Annotated in this window: 15 protein-coding genes; 5 read left to right on the top strand and 10 right to left on the bottom strand. The window is 48.4% G+C overall.

Annotation, left to right across the window (positions count from 1 at the left end):
* Positions 1–186 precede the first annotated feature (186 nt).
* Positions 187–912 (top strand): C39 family peptidase, encoded by a 726-nt coding sequence (locus tag SB724_RS11580; RefSeq protein WP_224443395.1) that lies wholly within the window; start codon positions 187–189, stop codon positions 910–912.
* A gap of 16 nt (positions 913–928) precedes the next feature.
* Here the strand turns inward: SB724_RS11580 and SB724_RS11575 are convergent, their stop codons facing one another.
* Genes SB724_RS11575 through hprK form a run of 4 tightly spaced genes read right to left on the bottom strand, consistent with a single transcriptional unit; the run spans position 929 to position 3,889 of the window.
* Complete coding sequence (locus SB724_RS11575) at positions 929–1,447, bottom strand: acyltransferase (RefSeq protein WP_410571189.1); 519 nt, start codon at positions 1,445–1,447, stop codon at positions 929–931.
* A 3-nt stretch (positions 1,448–1,450) separates the two neighbouring features.
* Positions 1,451–2,101, bottom strand: a complete 651-nt coding sequence (gene ppaX / locus SB724_RS11570) for a pyrophosphatase PpaX (RefSeq protein WP_410571187.1) — start codon at positions 2,099–2,101, stop codon at positions 1,451–1,453.
* Positions 2,102–2,126: 25 nt separating this feature from the next.
* Entirely contained in the window at positions 2,127–2,942 is an 816-nt protein-coding gene (gene lgt / locus SB724_RS11565) for a prolipoprotein diacylglyceryl transferase (RefSeq protein ID WP_410571185.1), read from the bottom strand.
* Positions 2,943–2,956: 14 nt separating this feature from the next.
* A complete protein-coding gene (gene hprK, locus SB724_RS11560; protein WP_003151456.1) occupies positions 2,957–3,889 on the bottom strand; it encodes an HPr(Ser) kinase/phosphatase in 933 nt (310 codons plus the stop codon).
* Positions 3,890–4,058: 169 nt separating this feature from the next.
* Between hprK and nagA the strand changes: the two genes are divergently transcribed.
* The 3 genes from nagA to SB724_RS11545 are packed head-to-tail and all read left to right on the top strand — an operon-like array spanning position 4,059 to position 6,716.
* Positions 4,059–5,249, top strand: coding sequence for an N-acetylglucosamine-6-phosphate deacetylase (nagA, locus tag SB724_RS11555; protein WP_410571183.1), 1,191 nt, complete (start codon positions 4,059–4,061; stop codon positions 5,247–5,249).
* The gene (gene nagB, locus SB724_RS11550; RefSeq protein ID WP_410571181.1) at positions 5,246–5,971 is read left to right on the top strand and encodes a glucosamine-6-phosphate deaminase; all 726 of its coding nucleotides are present in this window, start codon (positions 5,246–5,248) and stop codon (positions 5,969–5,971) included. Before nagA ends, nagB begins: the two co-directional genes overlap by 4 nt.
* A gap of 13 nt (positions 5,972–5,984) precedes the next feature.
* A complete protein-coding gene (locus SB724_RS11545; RefSeq protein ID WP_410571179.1) occupies positions 5,985–6,716 on the top strand; it encodes a GntR family transcriptional regulator in 732 nt (243 codons plus the stop codon).
* Positions 6,717–6,860: 144 nt separating this feature from the next.
* Here SB724_RS11545 and SB724_RS11540 read toward each other — a convergent pair whose 3' ends face one another.
* From SB724_RS11540 to SB724_RS11515, 6 genes are all read right to left on the bottom strand, one after another.
* Positions 6,861–7,436, bottom strand: a complete 576-nt coding sequence (locus SB724_RS11540) for a TetR/AcrR family transcriptional regulator (protein WP_410571177.1) — start codon at positions 7,434–7,436, stop codon at positions 6,861–6,863.
* A gap of 167 nt (positions 7,437–7,603) precedes the next feature.
* Positions 7,604–11,473 (bottom strand): metallophosphoesterase, encoded by a 3,870-nt coding sequence (locus tag SB724_RS11535; RefSeq protein ID WP_410571175.1) that lies wholly within the window; start codon positions 11,471–11,473, stop codon positions 7,604–7,606.
* Positions 11,474–11,566: 93 nt separating this feature from the next.
* The gene (locus SB724_RS11530) at positions 11,567–11,926 is read right to left on the bottom strand and encodes a phage holin family protein (protein ID WP_007407446.1); all 360 of its coding nucleotides are present in this window, start codon (positions 11,924–11,926) and stop codon (positions 11,567–11,569) included.
* The gene (locus SB724_RS11525; protein WP_007407447.1) at positions 11,927–12,121 is read right to left on the bottom strand and encodes a PspC domain-containing protein; all 195 of its coding nucleotides are present in this window, start codon (positions 12,119–12,121) and stop codon (positions 11,927–11,929) included.
* A gap of 4 nt (positions 12,122–12,125) precedes the next feature.
* Positions 12,126–13,223: a DUF4097 family beta strand repeat-containing protein gene (locus tag SB724_RS11520; RefSeq protein ID WP_265972840.1), complete on the bottom strand. Its 1,098-nt coding sequence runs from the start codon at positions 13,221–13,223 to the stop codon at positions 12,126–12,128.
* A gap of 24 nt (positions 13,224–13,247) precedes the next feature.
* The gene (locus SB724_RS11515) at positions 13,248–13,574 is read right to left on the bottom strand and encodes a hypothetical protein (protein ID WP_003151444.1); all 327 of its coding nucleotides are present in this window, start codon (positions 13,572–13,574) and stop codon (positions 13,248–13,250) included.
* A 197-nt stretch (positions 13,575–13,771) separates the two neighbouring features.
* Here SB724_RS11515 and SB724_RS11510 point away from each other — a divergent pair, with 197 nt between their 5' ends.
* The gene (locus SB724_RS11510; RefSeq protein ID WP_038460009.1) at positions 13,772–14,011 is read left to right on the top strand and encodes a hypothetical protein; all 240 of its coding nucleotides are present in this window, start codon (positions 13,772–13,774) and stop codon (positions 14,009–14,011) included.
* Positions 14,012–14,016 lie beyond the last annotated feature (5 nt).

Here is a 14,016-nt window from a genome sequence, read left to right as displayed (position 1 = left end):
TAATATGATAATATGTTAGCAGATAAAAGAATGAATTGCAACGCCCAATGTCCGCCTATTCTTTTCCATATTGATGACTAAATCATGAACAAATCTGTAAACATAACAGAACCATCTAATCATATTGAACAGAAGTGCTATAATACATAGAATAGCTTCATCAGAAACAAGGGAGAATAATTGATAATGAAGACGCTTGGAACATTATGTGTGCTGATTCTGACAGCCGTCCTTGTCTATCTGGGATATAACATCTATACAAACGATATTCATTTGAATTTTTTTAATCAGCAGTCCGACGAGCCTGATGAGAAAACACCGTTAAAAGGGAGCGCGTCACCGCTGAATGTCGTTCTGTACAGACAGATGGATTCTCCCAGACTGTACAATGGCTGTGAGGTGACAAGCCTTGCCATGATTTTGAACAATGCCGGATATCATGTGTCAAAAAATACATTGGCGGATAAAATCAATAAAGTTCCGCTCACATACAGCAGCGGGCTGAAGGGAGATCCGAATGAAGGATTTGCCGGAGATATGGAAAACGGCCCGGGTTTAGGCGTTTATCATGAGCCGATTGATAAACTTGCCAAAGAATATGCGGGAAACAAAGTATACGATCTGACGGGAAAAGACATTTCTTCAGTGTACCGCCAGCTTGAAAAAGGGCGGCCGGTCTGGGTGATTACCACCACATCCTTTAAGCCGGTTGATCATATGCAGACTTGGAATACGCCGAACGGAAAAATCGACATTACGTTCAGCATGCATAGCGTAGCCGTCACCGGTTATGATCACGATTATGTATACGTTAATGATCCTTACGGCTATAAAAACAGAAAAACAGACCGATCTGACTTTGAAAAAGCCTGGAAGCAGATGGGCAGCCAGGCCATTGTGATCAAGTCATAAAAAAACCCCGCTGACGTTAATCAGCGGGGTTTTCCATTCGTTTTTTCATTTCTTCGTCCGTATAGATCACCTGCATCGGATTTCCACCGACAAACGCCCCGGCCGGGACATCTTTGTGCACCAGCGTGCCGGCTGATACAACGGCTCCGCTCCCGATGGTGACGCCGGGCAGAATGGTTGTGTTTGCCCCGATCATCACCTCGTCACCGATTGTGACAAAACCGGTCCGGTACTCATGTATTAAGTATTCATGAGCCAAAATCGTCGTATTGTAGCCGATGATGCTGTTTTTTCCGACAGTGATTTTTTCGGGAAACATAATATCCGGCATCACCATCAGCGCGAATGACGTCTGTTTTCCGACATTCATTTTCAAAAAGGTTCGGTACAGCCAGTTTTTCACGTTTAAAAACGGCGTATACCTTGCGATCTGAATGATGATGAAATTTTTCATCACCTTCAGAAAGGGAACCGTCTGATAAACATGCCACAATGAATTTGCACCTGCAACCGGATGGCGGTCTGTTTTTCTCACGGATTACTTCACTCCGGTGATGTGCAATAAATCACTCATTTTCTCGAGCATATAATCGGGTTCATAGGCGGAAAGCGTCTGTGCGCCTTTAATTGTCCACGCGACGCCGGCTGTTTTCGTGCCGGCGTTTTTTCCCGCCATGACATCGTGATAATTGTCACCGACCATTATGGCATCCGACGGATCGCACCCAAGCCGGCTGAGCGCAAGCCGCACAGGCTCGGGGCCAGGCTTCGGATGCTTTACATCATCAAGCGTGACGACAGTATCGAAAAACGCCCCGATGCCTGTCAGCTTCAATCCCATATTGACTGTATCCCTCAGCTTCGTGGTGACAATACCCAGCTGATACCCCGCTTTTTTCAATTCATCAAGCGTTTCATAAACCGTTTCGTACTCCGTGACGAGCTCATCGTGCTTTTCATGGTTGAATGCTCTGTACATGCTGATCATCTCATCGCACTTTTCAGCATTAATGCCTGAAAACGTTTCATACAGAGGCGGGCCGATAAACGGAAGCACATCTTCCCTTTTGAACTGCCCCGGGCAATAATGATCAAGCGTATGAAGGTAAGAAGCGATAATCAGTTCATTCGTGTCAATCAGCGTGCCGTCGAGATCAAATAAAATGGCGGTTACACGTTTATCAGTCATCTTATGTCCTTTCCGATTTCAGGCGTCAGTCCGTGTCGGCATACCGCTTATCGGCATACCCCTTCATGCGTCTGAAAATCATTAAAATAATCGCAAGTACAATCAGCACAATGGAAATGACCTGCGCGATCCGAAGCTGGCTCGTAAGCATCAGGCTGTCCGTCCGCATTCCCTCAATAAAGTATCTGCCGATTGAATACCAGATCACATACGTCAAAAACAGATTGCCCCTGCGCAGGTTCACGCGGCGGAGCAGAAGCAGAATCACGACGCCCGCAAAACTCCACAGCGATTCATACAAAAACGTCGGGTGATAATATTGTCCGTCTATGTACATCTGATTAATGATGAAATCCGGAAGATGCAGACTTTCCAAAAATGACCGGCTGACCGCTTCACCGTGAGCCTCCTGGTTGATAAAGTTCCCCCAGCGCCCGATGGCCTGGCCGAGCAGAATACTCGGCGCGGCAATATCCGCCAGCTTCCAGAATGAGATGCCTCTTACTTTTGAAAAGACGATTCCCGTTGCGATCGCGCCGATTAATCCGCCGTGAATCGCAATGCCGCCTTTCCAAATTTTAACGATTTCCCCGGGGTGTTCCGAGTAATAACTCCACTCGAAAAGCACATAATATGCCCTTGCGCAAATGATTGCGATCGGGATGGCGAAAAGAACAAGATCAATAAAAATGTCCTTTTTCAGCCCCCGCTTTTCACTCTCCCTCATGGCCATCCAAAGCCCTAATAACGCGCCCGCGCCGATAATGATTCCGTACCAGTGCACGGATAATGGCCCGAGCTGAAAGGCAATCGGATTGATTGGTGTTCCTGCTTCATTCATATCATTGCCAACTCCTATTCGTCTTGTTCGCCGTCCTCAATGACATCCGCCAGCTTATTCGTGAATTGCTCGGCAGCATTTAAGCCCATCCGCTTCAATCTGAAGTTCATCGCCGCAACTTCGATAATAACGGCGAGATTCCGCCCCGGGCGAACGGGAATGGTCAGTTTTGTAATTTCCGTATCAATGATTTTCATTTTTTCTTCTTCAAGTCCGAGACGGTCGTATTGTTTCCCTTGCTCCCAAAGCTCAAGGTCCATGACGATTGTAATTCTTTTATTGCTTCTGACGGCGCCCGCTCCGAACAGCGTCATGACATTTATAATGCCGAGCCCCCTGATTTCGAGCAGATGCTCAATCAGATCAGGCGCGTTCCCGACAAGGGTATCCTGATCCTCCTGCCGGATTTCAACGCAGTCATCCGCGACAAGACGATGGCCTCGTTTGACAAGCTCCAGCGCCGTTTCACTTTTACCGACGCCGCTTTTTCCCGTAATGAGCACGCCGACGCCGTATATATCCACAAGCACGCCGTGAATGGCCGTTGTCGGCGCGAGACGGCTCTCAAGAAAATTCGTCAGCCTGCTTGACAGCCTGGTTGTTTTCAGAGGAGATCTGAGCACAGGCACACCGTTTTGCTCGGAAGCTTCTACAAGCTCCGGCGGGATCGGCATATCTCTGGAAAGTATGATAGCCGGCGTCACATCGGTGCACAGCGATTTCATCCGCTGTTTCTTATCTTCCTCGGGAAGCTGATCGAAAAATGACAGCTCCGTTTTTCCTAAAAGCTGCACCCGTTCTCTCGGGTAATATGTAAAATAACCGGCGATTTCAATACCGGGCCGTGATAAATCACTCATCGTAATCGGGCGGTTAATCCCTTCTTCTCCGCTGATCAATTCTAAATGGAACTGCTCCATTACGTCTTTGGTCCGAACCTTTGCCAAGATATGTTCCTCCTGTTCTGGGATGTTCCGAGCTTTGAACAGTTATATTTTATCACTTTACCGTCTGAACCAAAACAGATTTATACAATTCCGGCATAACTGGTATAGATAACTAGTCTGAAAAAGAGTAAAATAAAACTAACAACTAACCAGAAAGGCGTGTTTTAAAGTGGCTGAAAGCTTGTTAATCAGCGGTGCGGACATCGTAACAGAAGAAGAAATCATCCGAAACGGATTTCTCGGTATAAAGAACGGCATCATTTCTTACGCGGGGAAAACAAGACCGCAAGAAACGTATGAGAAGGAATGGAAGGCGCCCGAGGGTTCATATGCGCTTCCCGGAATGATTGATATTCATATTCACGGCGGATACGGCGCAGATACGATGGACGCTGATGTTGCAGCTCTTGATACAATGTCCGCCCGGCTGCCCGAAGAAGGAACAACCTCTTTTCTAGCGACAACGATCACACAACAGCACGAAAACATTGAAAAAGCGCTCGTCAACGCCAAAGAATGGACGTCTTCCTCACCGCAGGCCCAAAAAGGCGCTGAGTTGATCGGCATTCATTTAGAAGGACCGTTTGTCTCTCCGAAAAAAGCGGGAGCACAGCCGAAACAATGGATTACGCCGGCCGATGCCGGGCTCTTTCAGAAATGGGAGCGTCTCTCGGGAGGTCTGATTAAAATCGTGACGCTTGCGCCGGAAGAAGATCCTGATTTCAGCCTGATCCGTTATTTAAAAGACCAAAACATCATCCCGTCAATGGGACACACAGACGCAGGAGCCGAGCTTTTACAAAAAGCGGCGGATGCCGGGGCAGTGCATATGACGCACCTCTTCAATGCCATGAGCTCCTTTCATCACCGTGAGCCAGGGGGCATCGGTACGGCTCTCGCCTGCGGCCGCATCACGGCGGAGCTGATCACCGACGGCATTCATTCCCATCCTTTGGCCGTTAAGCTTGCCTATTTGGCGAAAGGAAGCCAAAACCTGATCATGATCACAGACTCCATGCGGGCAAAAGGGCTTAAGGACGGAGAATACGAATTCGGCGGACAAAAAGTCACCGTTCGCGGGGACACGGCGCTTCTCTCTGACGGGACGCTGGCCGGTTCCATTTTAAAAATGAATGAAGGCGCGGCGCTCATGCGCAGGTTTACAAACTGCTCATGGCTGGATATAGCAAATATGACATCGGCAAATGCGGCCCGCCGCCTCGGCATATTCGACCGTAAAGGAAGCATCGCCGAAGGAAAAGACGCCGACGTTGTTCTGACGGACGGAAAGTGCGGCGTGCTGGCCACGATTTGCCGCGGAAACACCGCATATATCTCAAGGGAGGCTGATTGGACATGAACGTTATCACATGCAGACATTATGAAGAATTAAGTGAAAAAGCCGCAGCGATTATTGCTGAAACAGTGAAACAAAAGCCGGATGCCATTCTCGGCCTTGCGACGGGAGGCACTCCTGAAGGCGTATACAAAGAACTTGTGCGGATGCACCGCTCAGAGGGCTTGTCATTCCGAAATGTCACGACGATCAACCTTGATGAATACGCCGGGCTTTCTCCCGAGGACAAAAACAGCTATCATTATTATATGAATACACATTTTTTTGCACATATCGACAGCCGAAAGGACCGCCACTTTCTCCCTGACGGACGGGCAGACGATCTTGATGCCGAATGCGGACGCTATGACCGATTGATTCAAACACTCGGCGGAGCGGATATACAGCTTTTAGGCATCGGACACAACGGCCATATCGGCTTTAATGAACCCGGGACGCCATTTGAATCCCGAACCCATGTTGTTGAGCTGAATGAAGAGACAAGACAGGCGAATGCGCGGTACTTTCCGTCAATTGATCAGGTCCCTGTAAAAGCCCTGACAATGGGGATCGGGACGATTTTGTCCGGCAAACGGATTTTGATCATGGCATCCGGAAAAAGCAAGGCCCAAGCGGTGAAGCAGCTTCTGGACGGGCGCATCAGCGAAGCATTCCCCGCCTCCGCCCTGCACGCGCATCCGGATGTGACGGTCTTGATTGATGAAAAGGCTGCGGGCGGCGATTGAAAGGATTTGACCTATGCAGATTGATAAACAATCTCCGATTCCGATTTACTTTCAGATTATGGAACAATTAAAAACACAAATCAAAAACGGCGAGCTGAAAGCGGATGCGCTGCTTCCGTCGGAGCGGGAATACGCCGAACAATTCGGCATCAGCCGAATGACGGTGCGCCAGGCGCTTTCCAATCTGGTGAATGAAGGGTTTTTATACAGGCAGAAAGGCCGGGGAACGTTCGTCAGCAGACTGAAGATGGAACAGCCGCTTCAAGGGCTGACAAGCTTTACGGAAGATATGAGAAGCCGGGGCATGAAGCCGGGGAGCAGACTTGCCGAATACCAGCTGATTCAGGCGACGGAAGAATTATCTTCTATCCTGGGATGCGGCTATCCGGCAACGCTTCACAAAATCATCCGCGTCCGGCTGGCAAATGATATCCCGATGGCGATTGAAGCCTCGTACATCCCGTTTGACAAGGCGGGAAAACTGGACGCCTCCCATTTTCAATCATCCATGTATGAGCATATTGAAGCGTACAATCAGATGCCGATCTCACGTGCAAAACAAGAGCTTGAACCGGGAGCCGCTTCCGAGGAAGAAGCTGAGCTGCTCGGTATCCAGCCCGGCGCCCCCGTCCTCTATATCAAGCGGACCACTTATCTGCAGGACGGCACTGCCTTTGAGCACGTCAAATCCGCCTACAGAGGCGACCGCTACACATTCGTGCATTATATGGACAGGATGAAGTGAAACATCTCCAACCGTTACGGGTTGGAGATGTTTTTTTGATCTGCCATTTTCAAATCAAGCCGGTGAATGGTCTCTATGACTCTGGCAAAACGAAGAGGCTGTGGTTCTGGCATCTATTTTTATAAAGAAAAGAGTACTAAAATGCTACCCTCTGTTTTGGACAATATACGGAACCTGCTTTGAAATCAGCAGCAGCGGTTCTTTGTTTTTATGAGCCAGCGAAAACATGATTGCGCCTTCAATCATCGAGTTGATTGTCACCCCGAGCTTCTCCGCTTCCTCTCGTTCAAACCCATGCTCAAGAAATTTTGCCGCAAACACATCCGTCCACTTTTTGAACACCTCAACACATGTGCATCTTAACGTTTCATTGATCAGAGCGGTCTCACCCGCCAGCAATCCAACCGGCACGCCCTCAATATTCTGCGGATCATTAAACTGTTCAGCCGTTACATGAATAAAGTGCTGAATCGCTTCTATAGGGTCCGCGAATTGAGACATACTATTCTGTATTTTCTTTTCAACGCATCTTCCCGTATATTTGATCGCCGCAATGGCGAGTTCTGCTTTTCCATTTGGAAAGTGATGATACACAGACCCTCTGGGTGCTCCGCTCTCTTTTATAATTTGATTCAAACCAGTCGCATGATATCCCTGAATCTGAAAAAGATATGCAGAGGTTTGAATAATTCTTTCTTTTGTCCCGGTTTTACTGTTCATTATGTTTCCTCCTGCATATTACGAAAACCAATCGATTTTAGTATAGAAAAGGGACATAAAAAAGTCAAAAGCACTTATCACAGCAGGGCGCCGCCATTTACGCACAGAAAAAAACCTGCTGACCGTCAGATTTTTTTCTGAGCGATCAGCAGGCTGTATTTTTTTCGTTATGGGTTTGAAGCATGCCTGAAATCAAACTGATCCGGAGCCGGGCGATACGGCGTATTTCCCGTTTTGAACATCCACAGCGGTGATATTGTTTTACCGTTGTACGGGTCCTTAACGACGGTGTACCAGTAATAAACGGAATCAGGATGCAGGCCGTCCCAGACCCAATTTGCGGTTTTTCCGCTTTTTACGTGTTTTTTATGACCGAGCAGTTCGTTCGTATAGACGTTGCATTCAAAATAATCGGTCGCCACCCTTTTCCTCTTCGGCTGTAAATCCATTTCTGCTGAGAATTCGTCTTTATCAGCGAACAGATCGGTGTCATAGTAATTGATGTCATCCGTGTACGGCGAGTAGGAGAACATGTGAACCTGATTGGCGGCCTGATCGAATTGCATCATGCGCATAAAGCCCTGCCCCCCTTCCGGACCGTCCTGGTAGTCGGTCAGAATTTGGTGAACGAGGCGGTCCGGTTTTCCGTCCCCGTCATCGTCAAGCGCATCGGTTTTTTTCATGGCGTTATGGTAATGGCCGCTTAATACCATCGCCACATTGCGATTCGGCTTGACGACTTTTCGATAGATCGTTTCCCCGATCGGGCTTCGATTTCCGCTGACAAGCAAGTATTCATGAAAGCATAAGATAGCGGTTCGGTCCGGATACCTCTTCAGCACTTGATTGATCCAGTCAATCTCTTGTTCCGCAATGCCCCAGCCCATATAGATCATAATAAAATCGTTCCCGCTTGCCGACAGCAGGTCATAATGTCCGCGGTTATTTTTGTATGATCCGCCGTAATGCATGTTCTGTTCAAACCGGCGGCTCCCGAAGAAATCCCCGAAGGTTCGGTATGTGCCGTCTTTATGGCCGACGTCATGATTGCCGGCAAGCACTCCGTACGGAATCCCCGCCTTGTCAAGCGTCCGCATGGAGTGATCGGCGTTTTTCCACTGTTTCATCACCATTGAATCATCGACGATATCACCGGTATGAAAGACATATTTAATATTGTGCTTTTCCTTATTTTCTTTGATCCACTCCGTCATTTTGTCAAAAATGTGCGGGTGCCCTTGTGCGTAATACTGTGTATCCGACATCCAGACAAACGTGTAATTGCCTTTCGCCGGTATTTGATCCTGCACGATGACATTCATTTTTGAGTTCTTCACCACATCCGCTGCGGAAACGGCGGCTTTTAATGTAAACGGCTTTTTATCTTTGGCAAGAACGCTGTCCGCCTCCTGCCAGCGGCTTGTCCGGTAATTCCAAATATACATGGTTACCTTTCGGCCGGGCAGAGAGCTTCCTTTCCAGACCGCCTCGGCCAGATCCGTTTCGTCGATAGACGGGTCAACGGAGACTTCGAATCGGTGATAAGGAAAACGCTCCACACTTTCCGCCGAAACGGTTTTTCCGTCATTTGCCGAGATGCGGTTCATTTCCGGCAGGGTAAACGGCATTTCATTTTCTTTTATGCCCCTCGGCGGTTCCGTTAATGAGGCGTGTTTATACACTTTCACGCTGCCCGGATTCCGCGCGGTATAACGGAAGCCGCGATAAAATGATACATTCATGTCATCCTTCGTCGGGTCTTTTACCCGGACGGACAGCTTTGCTTTGTGGGCGCCGATTTTTTGATCCGCAAGCTCCGGCTGGTTCGGCTCCTCCCGTTTGATATGGAAGGTGCGGACGGACGTTGTTTCATTTCCGGCAAGGTCTGCCGCAATGATGGTAAGGGTATGTTTTCCGGGCTTGAGATCGGCTGATGACGTGTGATGCGGGAGCGTAATGCTTTCTCCGTCCAAAAATGCTTTGACCTCTTCCACTTTGCTCCATTTGTCACGGATGTCCGCATTCAGCTCAACATTACCTTTCAGCGCCGCGCCTTCTTTGATACCCGGGACAATCTTCGGCCCCGTATTGTCCACCCGCACAGATTGGCTCAGCTGCTCCTCACCGTCGCTAACAAAAATATGGTGATAGCCTTCAGAAAGCTTCGCCGTGTTCCACGGCAGCAGCCGTGACGTAAACAAATGATCCGGCAGGCTGAATGAGAAGGTCTTCTGCTGATTCGCCCGCCTGCCGTCACCGATAAACAGCTGCTCAGCCGGATCCGTCTTCCCGTCTTTGATCACCGTTCCGTCCGAAAGCACCAGACGGGCATGTTTCACGACAAAATCATCCCGATTCTCTCCCGTGTCATAAGGAGAAACCTTTGAGCCCGAACGGATGGATACTTTCTGTGTTTTGCCCCCTTTTTGCAGCAGACGTTCCGGAAGGAGAACCGAGTGCGTTCTGTAGCGGTGAGACGGATCGTCAAAAATGTGCAGCACCTCGTTTTCCATCATGACGGTGTTTTGAAAATAAAGATTCGTTTTCCGGGCATCGAAGGCGAAATAGACTTCTTTTTCCAGGGCCGGCCGGGTCTCCTGCCGCTTGCCGTCAATCCACAGCTTGATCTTATCGGCGCTGACGTCGGAAGTCGCTTTGAGCAGATAGGTGCCGGATATCGTATCTTCGGGTTCAACATTCATTCTGAGTCCGTGTGATTTGCTCGTCTGTTCAATATCAATCATCTTGACGGGCGTTTTTGCTTCATTTTCTCCATCACTGGCTGCGATATAATACTCAAGCTGATCCTGGCCGAGCAGCTCCGGGGAATAAAGAATGTGATGGTATAAGCTGTCGTTGCGGTCTTTTTCGGCCAGAATTCGTTTGAATGGTTTTTTCTCATTGGTCCGGTAATAAAACGCGGCTGTTTTGACAAGGTTTTTGTCTTTTATGTCAGCCTTTAATTCAATGCTTTCAGCGGGCCGGACGGGCTTTCTGTCTGTAAGGTCTTCGATGACCGGTTTTTCCTTGTCGGGTTTTATCACCCTTTTCTGTTGCGGGATCTGCGCCTGAAAAACAGAGCCCGGTGACGGCTTATGCTCGCTCGTGGAGATCCTCAGCAATTCTCCCGTTCCGTTCAGCGGATATTTGTACAGCAAAGAAGTCAGCCGGCGGAAAGCGTGTTTCCGGTAATGCGCTGAGGCGATACCCTTTCCGGTATTTGCCGACAGCACCACCGTACGCGGGCGGCCGTTGGACATTCCGTCCGTCCCTTCGATGACGGCGAGATGTTCTCCCTCCTTCAGGCGTGTCCCGTAATAGCGATTGAAATCATCTATCGTCAGTTCTGATGCGGCGCGTCTCAGCCAAAACACGTAAGTCCCGCCTGACGGAATGACGGTATCTTCTTTCGGCCTCCATATCATATCTGATTCCGGCCCTTCCTTCGGATAGCGATAGCGGATGTGATAGTCTTTAAAATGAATGGGTCTGTCCGTCGTGTTATACACCTCGATAAATTCATAGGCATCAGCGCCGTCTTCATTTTTCGTATCAACCGCAAGCTCCGTAATCATCAGCTCGGGAATATGATTCAAATCGGCTTGATAGCCGTCCAGCTTCAGCCGCTTTTTCTCCGATTCCGCCCGCTGTCTGCCGTTGGTGAAAACGAGGTAATATTCCAATTCTCCATTCCAGATATCCCGCTTTGAAACCTGGGCCGTAAACAGCCGGATTGCGCCTGGCGCGGGCTCCATCGGCACCATTTTAAACCCCAGCTCATTGCTTTGTTTATAAAAAAGAAACGCCGAAAACGCTTGATAGTCAGCATTCCGTACATGAGCCTGTATGAACAGGTTTCTTTTCATTTCCGCCTTTACTTCGATTTGGGGAGGATTCTCCAGAAGCGGTATGTAATGAGGCGGCTGTCCGAATTCCTGCTGATTCACGGGGATTGCCGATTCTTTGCGCGCCGCATCCGCAGAAGGACTCACACAAAGCAAACCAATCAGAAAAAAGAGCGTCATCACAAGTTTCATCTCATTACCTCCCTATGCATTATGTTGCGTCAGGAGGCTGCCGCTTATGTAAATCACACATAAAAAAGCTGCCCTCTCGGGACAGCTCGTTTTTTACCTTTTTCTAAGCGGCTCCAATATGCCTTTTTGGATCAGCAAGTGGAAAACGGACAGCACGACGGATGCCCAAATGGCGGTGCCGAACCCATCAATCTGAAAGCTGTCTCCCATCAAGGCTGCGGTCATCATTAACGTAATGGCGTTGATGACAAACAGAAAGAGGCCGAGGGTCACAACCGTGACGGGCAATGTCAATATGACGATGATCGGCTTGATCAGTACATTTAACACAGAAAGAATCACACTGGCGATGACAGCCGCTCCGATACTGCTGATATGGACGGAATCAAAATATCCCGCGATAACGATTAATAATAAAGCATTTACTAAAATGCTGACTGCCCATTTGATCATTTATTTCAAATCTCCTTCTAAAGGTACAACAAAACACCAGATAATATATACAATCGGCACGATTCCGCTCGTGACAAGCGCTAATACAACGGTGATAATGCGTAAAAGCGACGCATCCATATTGACGTACTCCGCCAAACCGCCGACAACGCCGGCGATTTTACGGTTTTTTTCTGAACGGTAAAGTCTTTTCATCCAATCACCTCTGAGTATGCTTGAGCTTAATGGCTCCTGTTAACGATTCTGAGAAAATCGAGAGATGCTGATCATGGCCTTGATTTGATGCCAGCATCAGTTCTTTTTGAATGGTATCATTCTTTTCCTTTAAAATTTCCGCATCAATCAGCTCATGGCTGAGAGAGCCGAGATTGCTTTTCAGCTCCGCTTTCACCGCCGAATCATCAGGCAGAGCGATATCCACGTTTCCGGTCGTCGTTTTCGTGTAGATGGAGCGGCAGTGCGGCGCTGTCACGGTAAGCATGATATTGCCGTTAAAGCTTTGAACGTCAATGGATTCACTCGATCCGCGCAAATCAATTAAGCCGTTGATCGTTTCCGCTTCAATCGCGCCGCATTGATGTCCGGCCAGCTTGATTTGTCCGTTAGCCGTTTCCGCCGACGCTTTATCAGCCGTCAAATGAGAGAATGACAGAACGCCGTTTGTCGTTTTCGCCGAGAATTCTTTTACATGTAAATGTTCCCCTCTGATCGGTCCGTTAAACAGCTTCACTCTTATCTTATCGTACTCTTTCTGGGGAACATAAAGCGTGACATTGGTTTTCATCGTTTTCTTTTCCGTGCGGACAAAAAACTTATTGCCCTTCACTTCACACTCAATGTGCTGAAGAAATGCGGTGCGCGCCGCCTCCTGACTGTCCGCCCGGTACACTTTCGCCTGGCACTCCGCTCTGATATCTTCATCCGCCCACGGCACGATATTGACGCTGCCGTTTGCGATCTGCATATCAATGGCCGAGAATTCACTGTCTTTAAATTGAAAAATATGCTGCACTTCGTGTGCGTGGCCGAAATTCAGATCAAGATCCGCTTCCTTCACTTTTTTGACGGCAGAATCAATCCAGTCGAACAGCTTCGCCCCGAGCGACGGCTTTTGGCTTCCTTTTGCCCCGCTTTCGAAATCTCCCGCAGGTTCCTGGACCTCCGCAGATAATGCGGTGATCTGCTCTTCTTTTTCTTTATATTCATGATCCAGTTTTTCAATGAGCGTCAGTGCTTCCTCCGCCGTCAGCATGCCGTCTTCCACAAGCTTTAAAATCCGTTCTTTCTCCTGTTTCATACAAAACTCCTCCCCCGACTTTTCTTACACCTGGCGTAACACCTTAATTCCCTGCACGATATTCCAAATGACCATTCCGATGAGGATCAGAAAATAAACAGCTGCTCCTGTTATCATAACAAAAACGGGCACCATACTCTCCCCCTGAGCCGTAATCAATCCGCCGACAACACCCGCGGTCACAATCAGCAATCCCGCAAACGGAATGATATGGGAAATCAGAGCGCGCATGGCATGCCGCTTCGTCTCTTTTTCATCGACGACAAAGTAAGCCACAATCGGAAGAATGAGCGGCGCGAGAAACACGCTGAAATAACAGATTGATGCGATAATCGCTTGATTTCGGTTCAATAAAAACACTCCCTGTGCCGTGATGTAAAAACCCTTCCTTATACATACGTATGACGAATGGGCGGGTTTCATTTTCATGCTAAGGACATGCTTCGTTATACGTAATTTTTGATTTCAGAGATTTCACTATAGAATCTTTTCCCCGAACCGATTACAATATGTAACAAAGCCTGACCGTATGCAAGGAGGACATACAAATGGAGAAAGATCCCGCAAACGCCCAAGTAACGGAAGAGAGTCTTCGAAATTTAATTCGCGAACAGAAAAGAATGAACAGCGAAATGCTGGCTGAATTGGAACAGATCAAAGCAGCCCCTCTTCCCATTTCCCATGATATCCAATATATAAAAGTGCTGCTGGACAGCAGCAGCACCCATATTCTGCAGGACTTAATGCATTTAAGCAGACAGCTTCCCCAACAGAAAAAAAGCCTGTAACAACA

It is taken from the genome of Bacillus sp. SIMBA_031 (genome assembly GCF_046535225.1).
GTDB lineage: Bacteria > Bacillota > Bacilli > Bacillales > Bacillaceae > Bacillus > Bacillus velezensis.
Note: the sequence above shows the minus strand (reverse complement) of the source record. Positions and strands in the feature narration are given on the sequence as shown.

Coding starts and splice junctions, on each gene's coding strand:
- SB724_RS11580 (WP_224443395.1), top strand. CDS start 187: ATGAAGACGCTTGGAACATTATGTGTGCTGATTCTGACAGCCGTCCTT.
- ppaX (WP_410571187.1), bottom strand. CDS start 2,101: ATGACTGATAAACGTGTAACCGCCATTTTATTTGATCTCGACGGCACG.
- lgt (WP_410571185.1), bottom strand. CDS start 2,942: ATGAATGAAGCAGGAACACCAATCAATCCGATTGCCTTTCAGCTCGGG.
- nagB (WP_410571181.1), top strand. CDS start 5,246: ATGAACGTTATCACATGCAGACATTATGAAGAATTAAGTGAAAAAGCC.
- SB724_RS11545 (WP_410571179.1), top strand. CDS start 5,985: ATGCAGATTGATAAACAATCTCCGATTCCGATTTACTTTCAGATTATG.
- SB724_RS11540 (WP_410571177.1), bottom strand. CDS start 7,436: ATGAACAGTAAAACCGGGACAAAAGAAAGAATTATTCAAACCTCTGCA.
- SB724_RS11535 (WP_410571175.1), bottom strand. CDS start 11,473: ATGAAACTTGTGATGACGCTCTTTTTTCTGATTGGTTTGCTTTGTGTG.
- SB724_RS11530 (WP_007407446.1), bottom strand. CDS start 11,926: ATGATCAAATGGGCAGTCAGCATTTTAGTAAATGCTTTATTATTAATC.
- SB724_RS11525 (WP_007407447.1), bottom strand. CDS start 12,121: ATGAAAAGACTTTACCGTTCAGAAAAAAACCGTAAAATCGCCGGCGTT.
- SB724_RS11520 (WP_265972840.1), bottom strand. CDS start 13,223: ATGAAACAGGAGAAAGAACGGATTTTAAAGCTTGTGGAAGACGGCATG.
- SB724_RS11510 (WP_038460009.1), top strand. CDS start 13,772: ATGGAGAAAGATCCCGCAAACGCCCAAGTAACGGAAGAGAGTCTTCGA.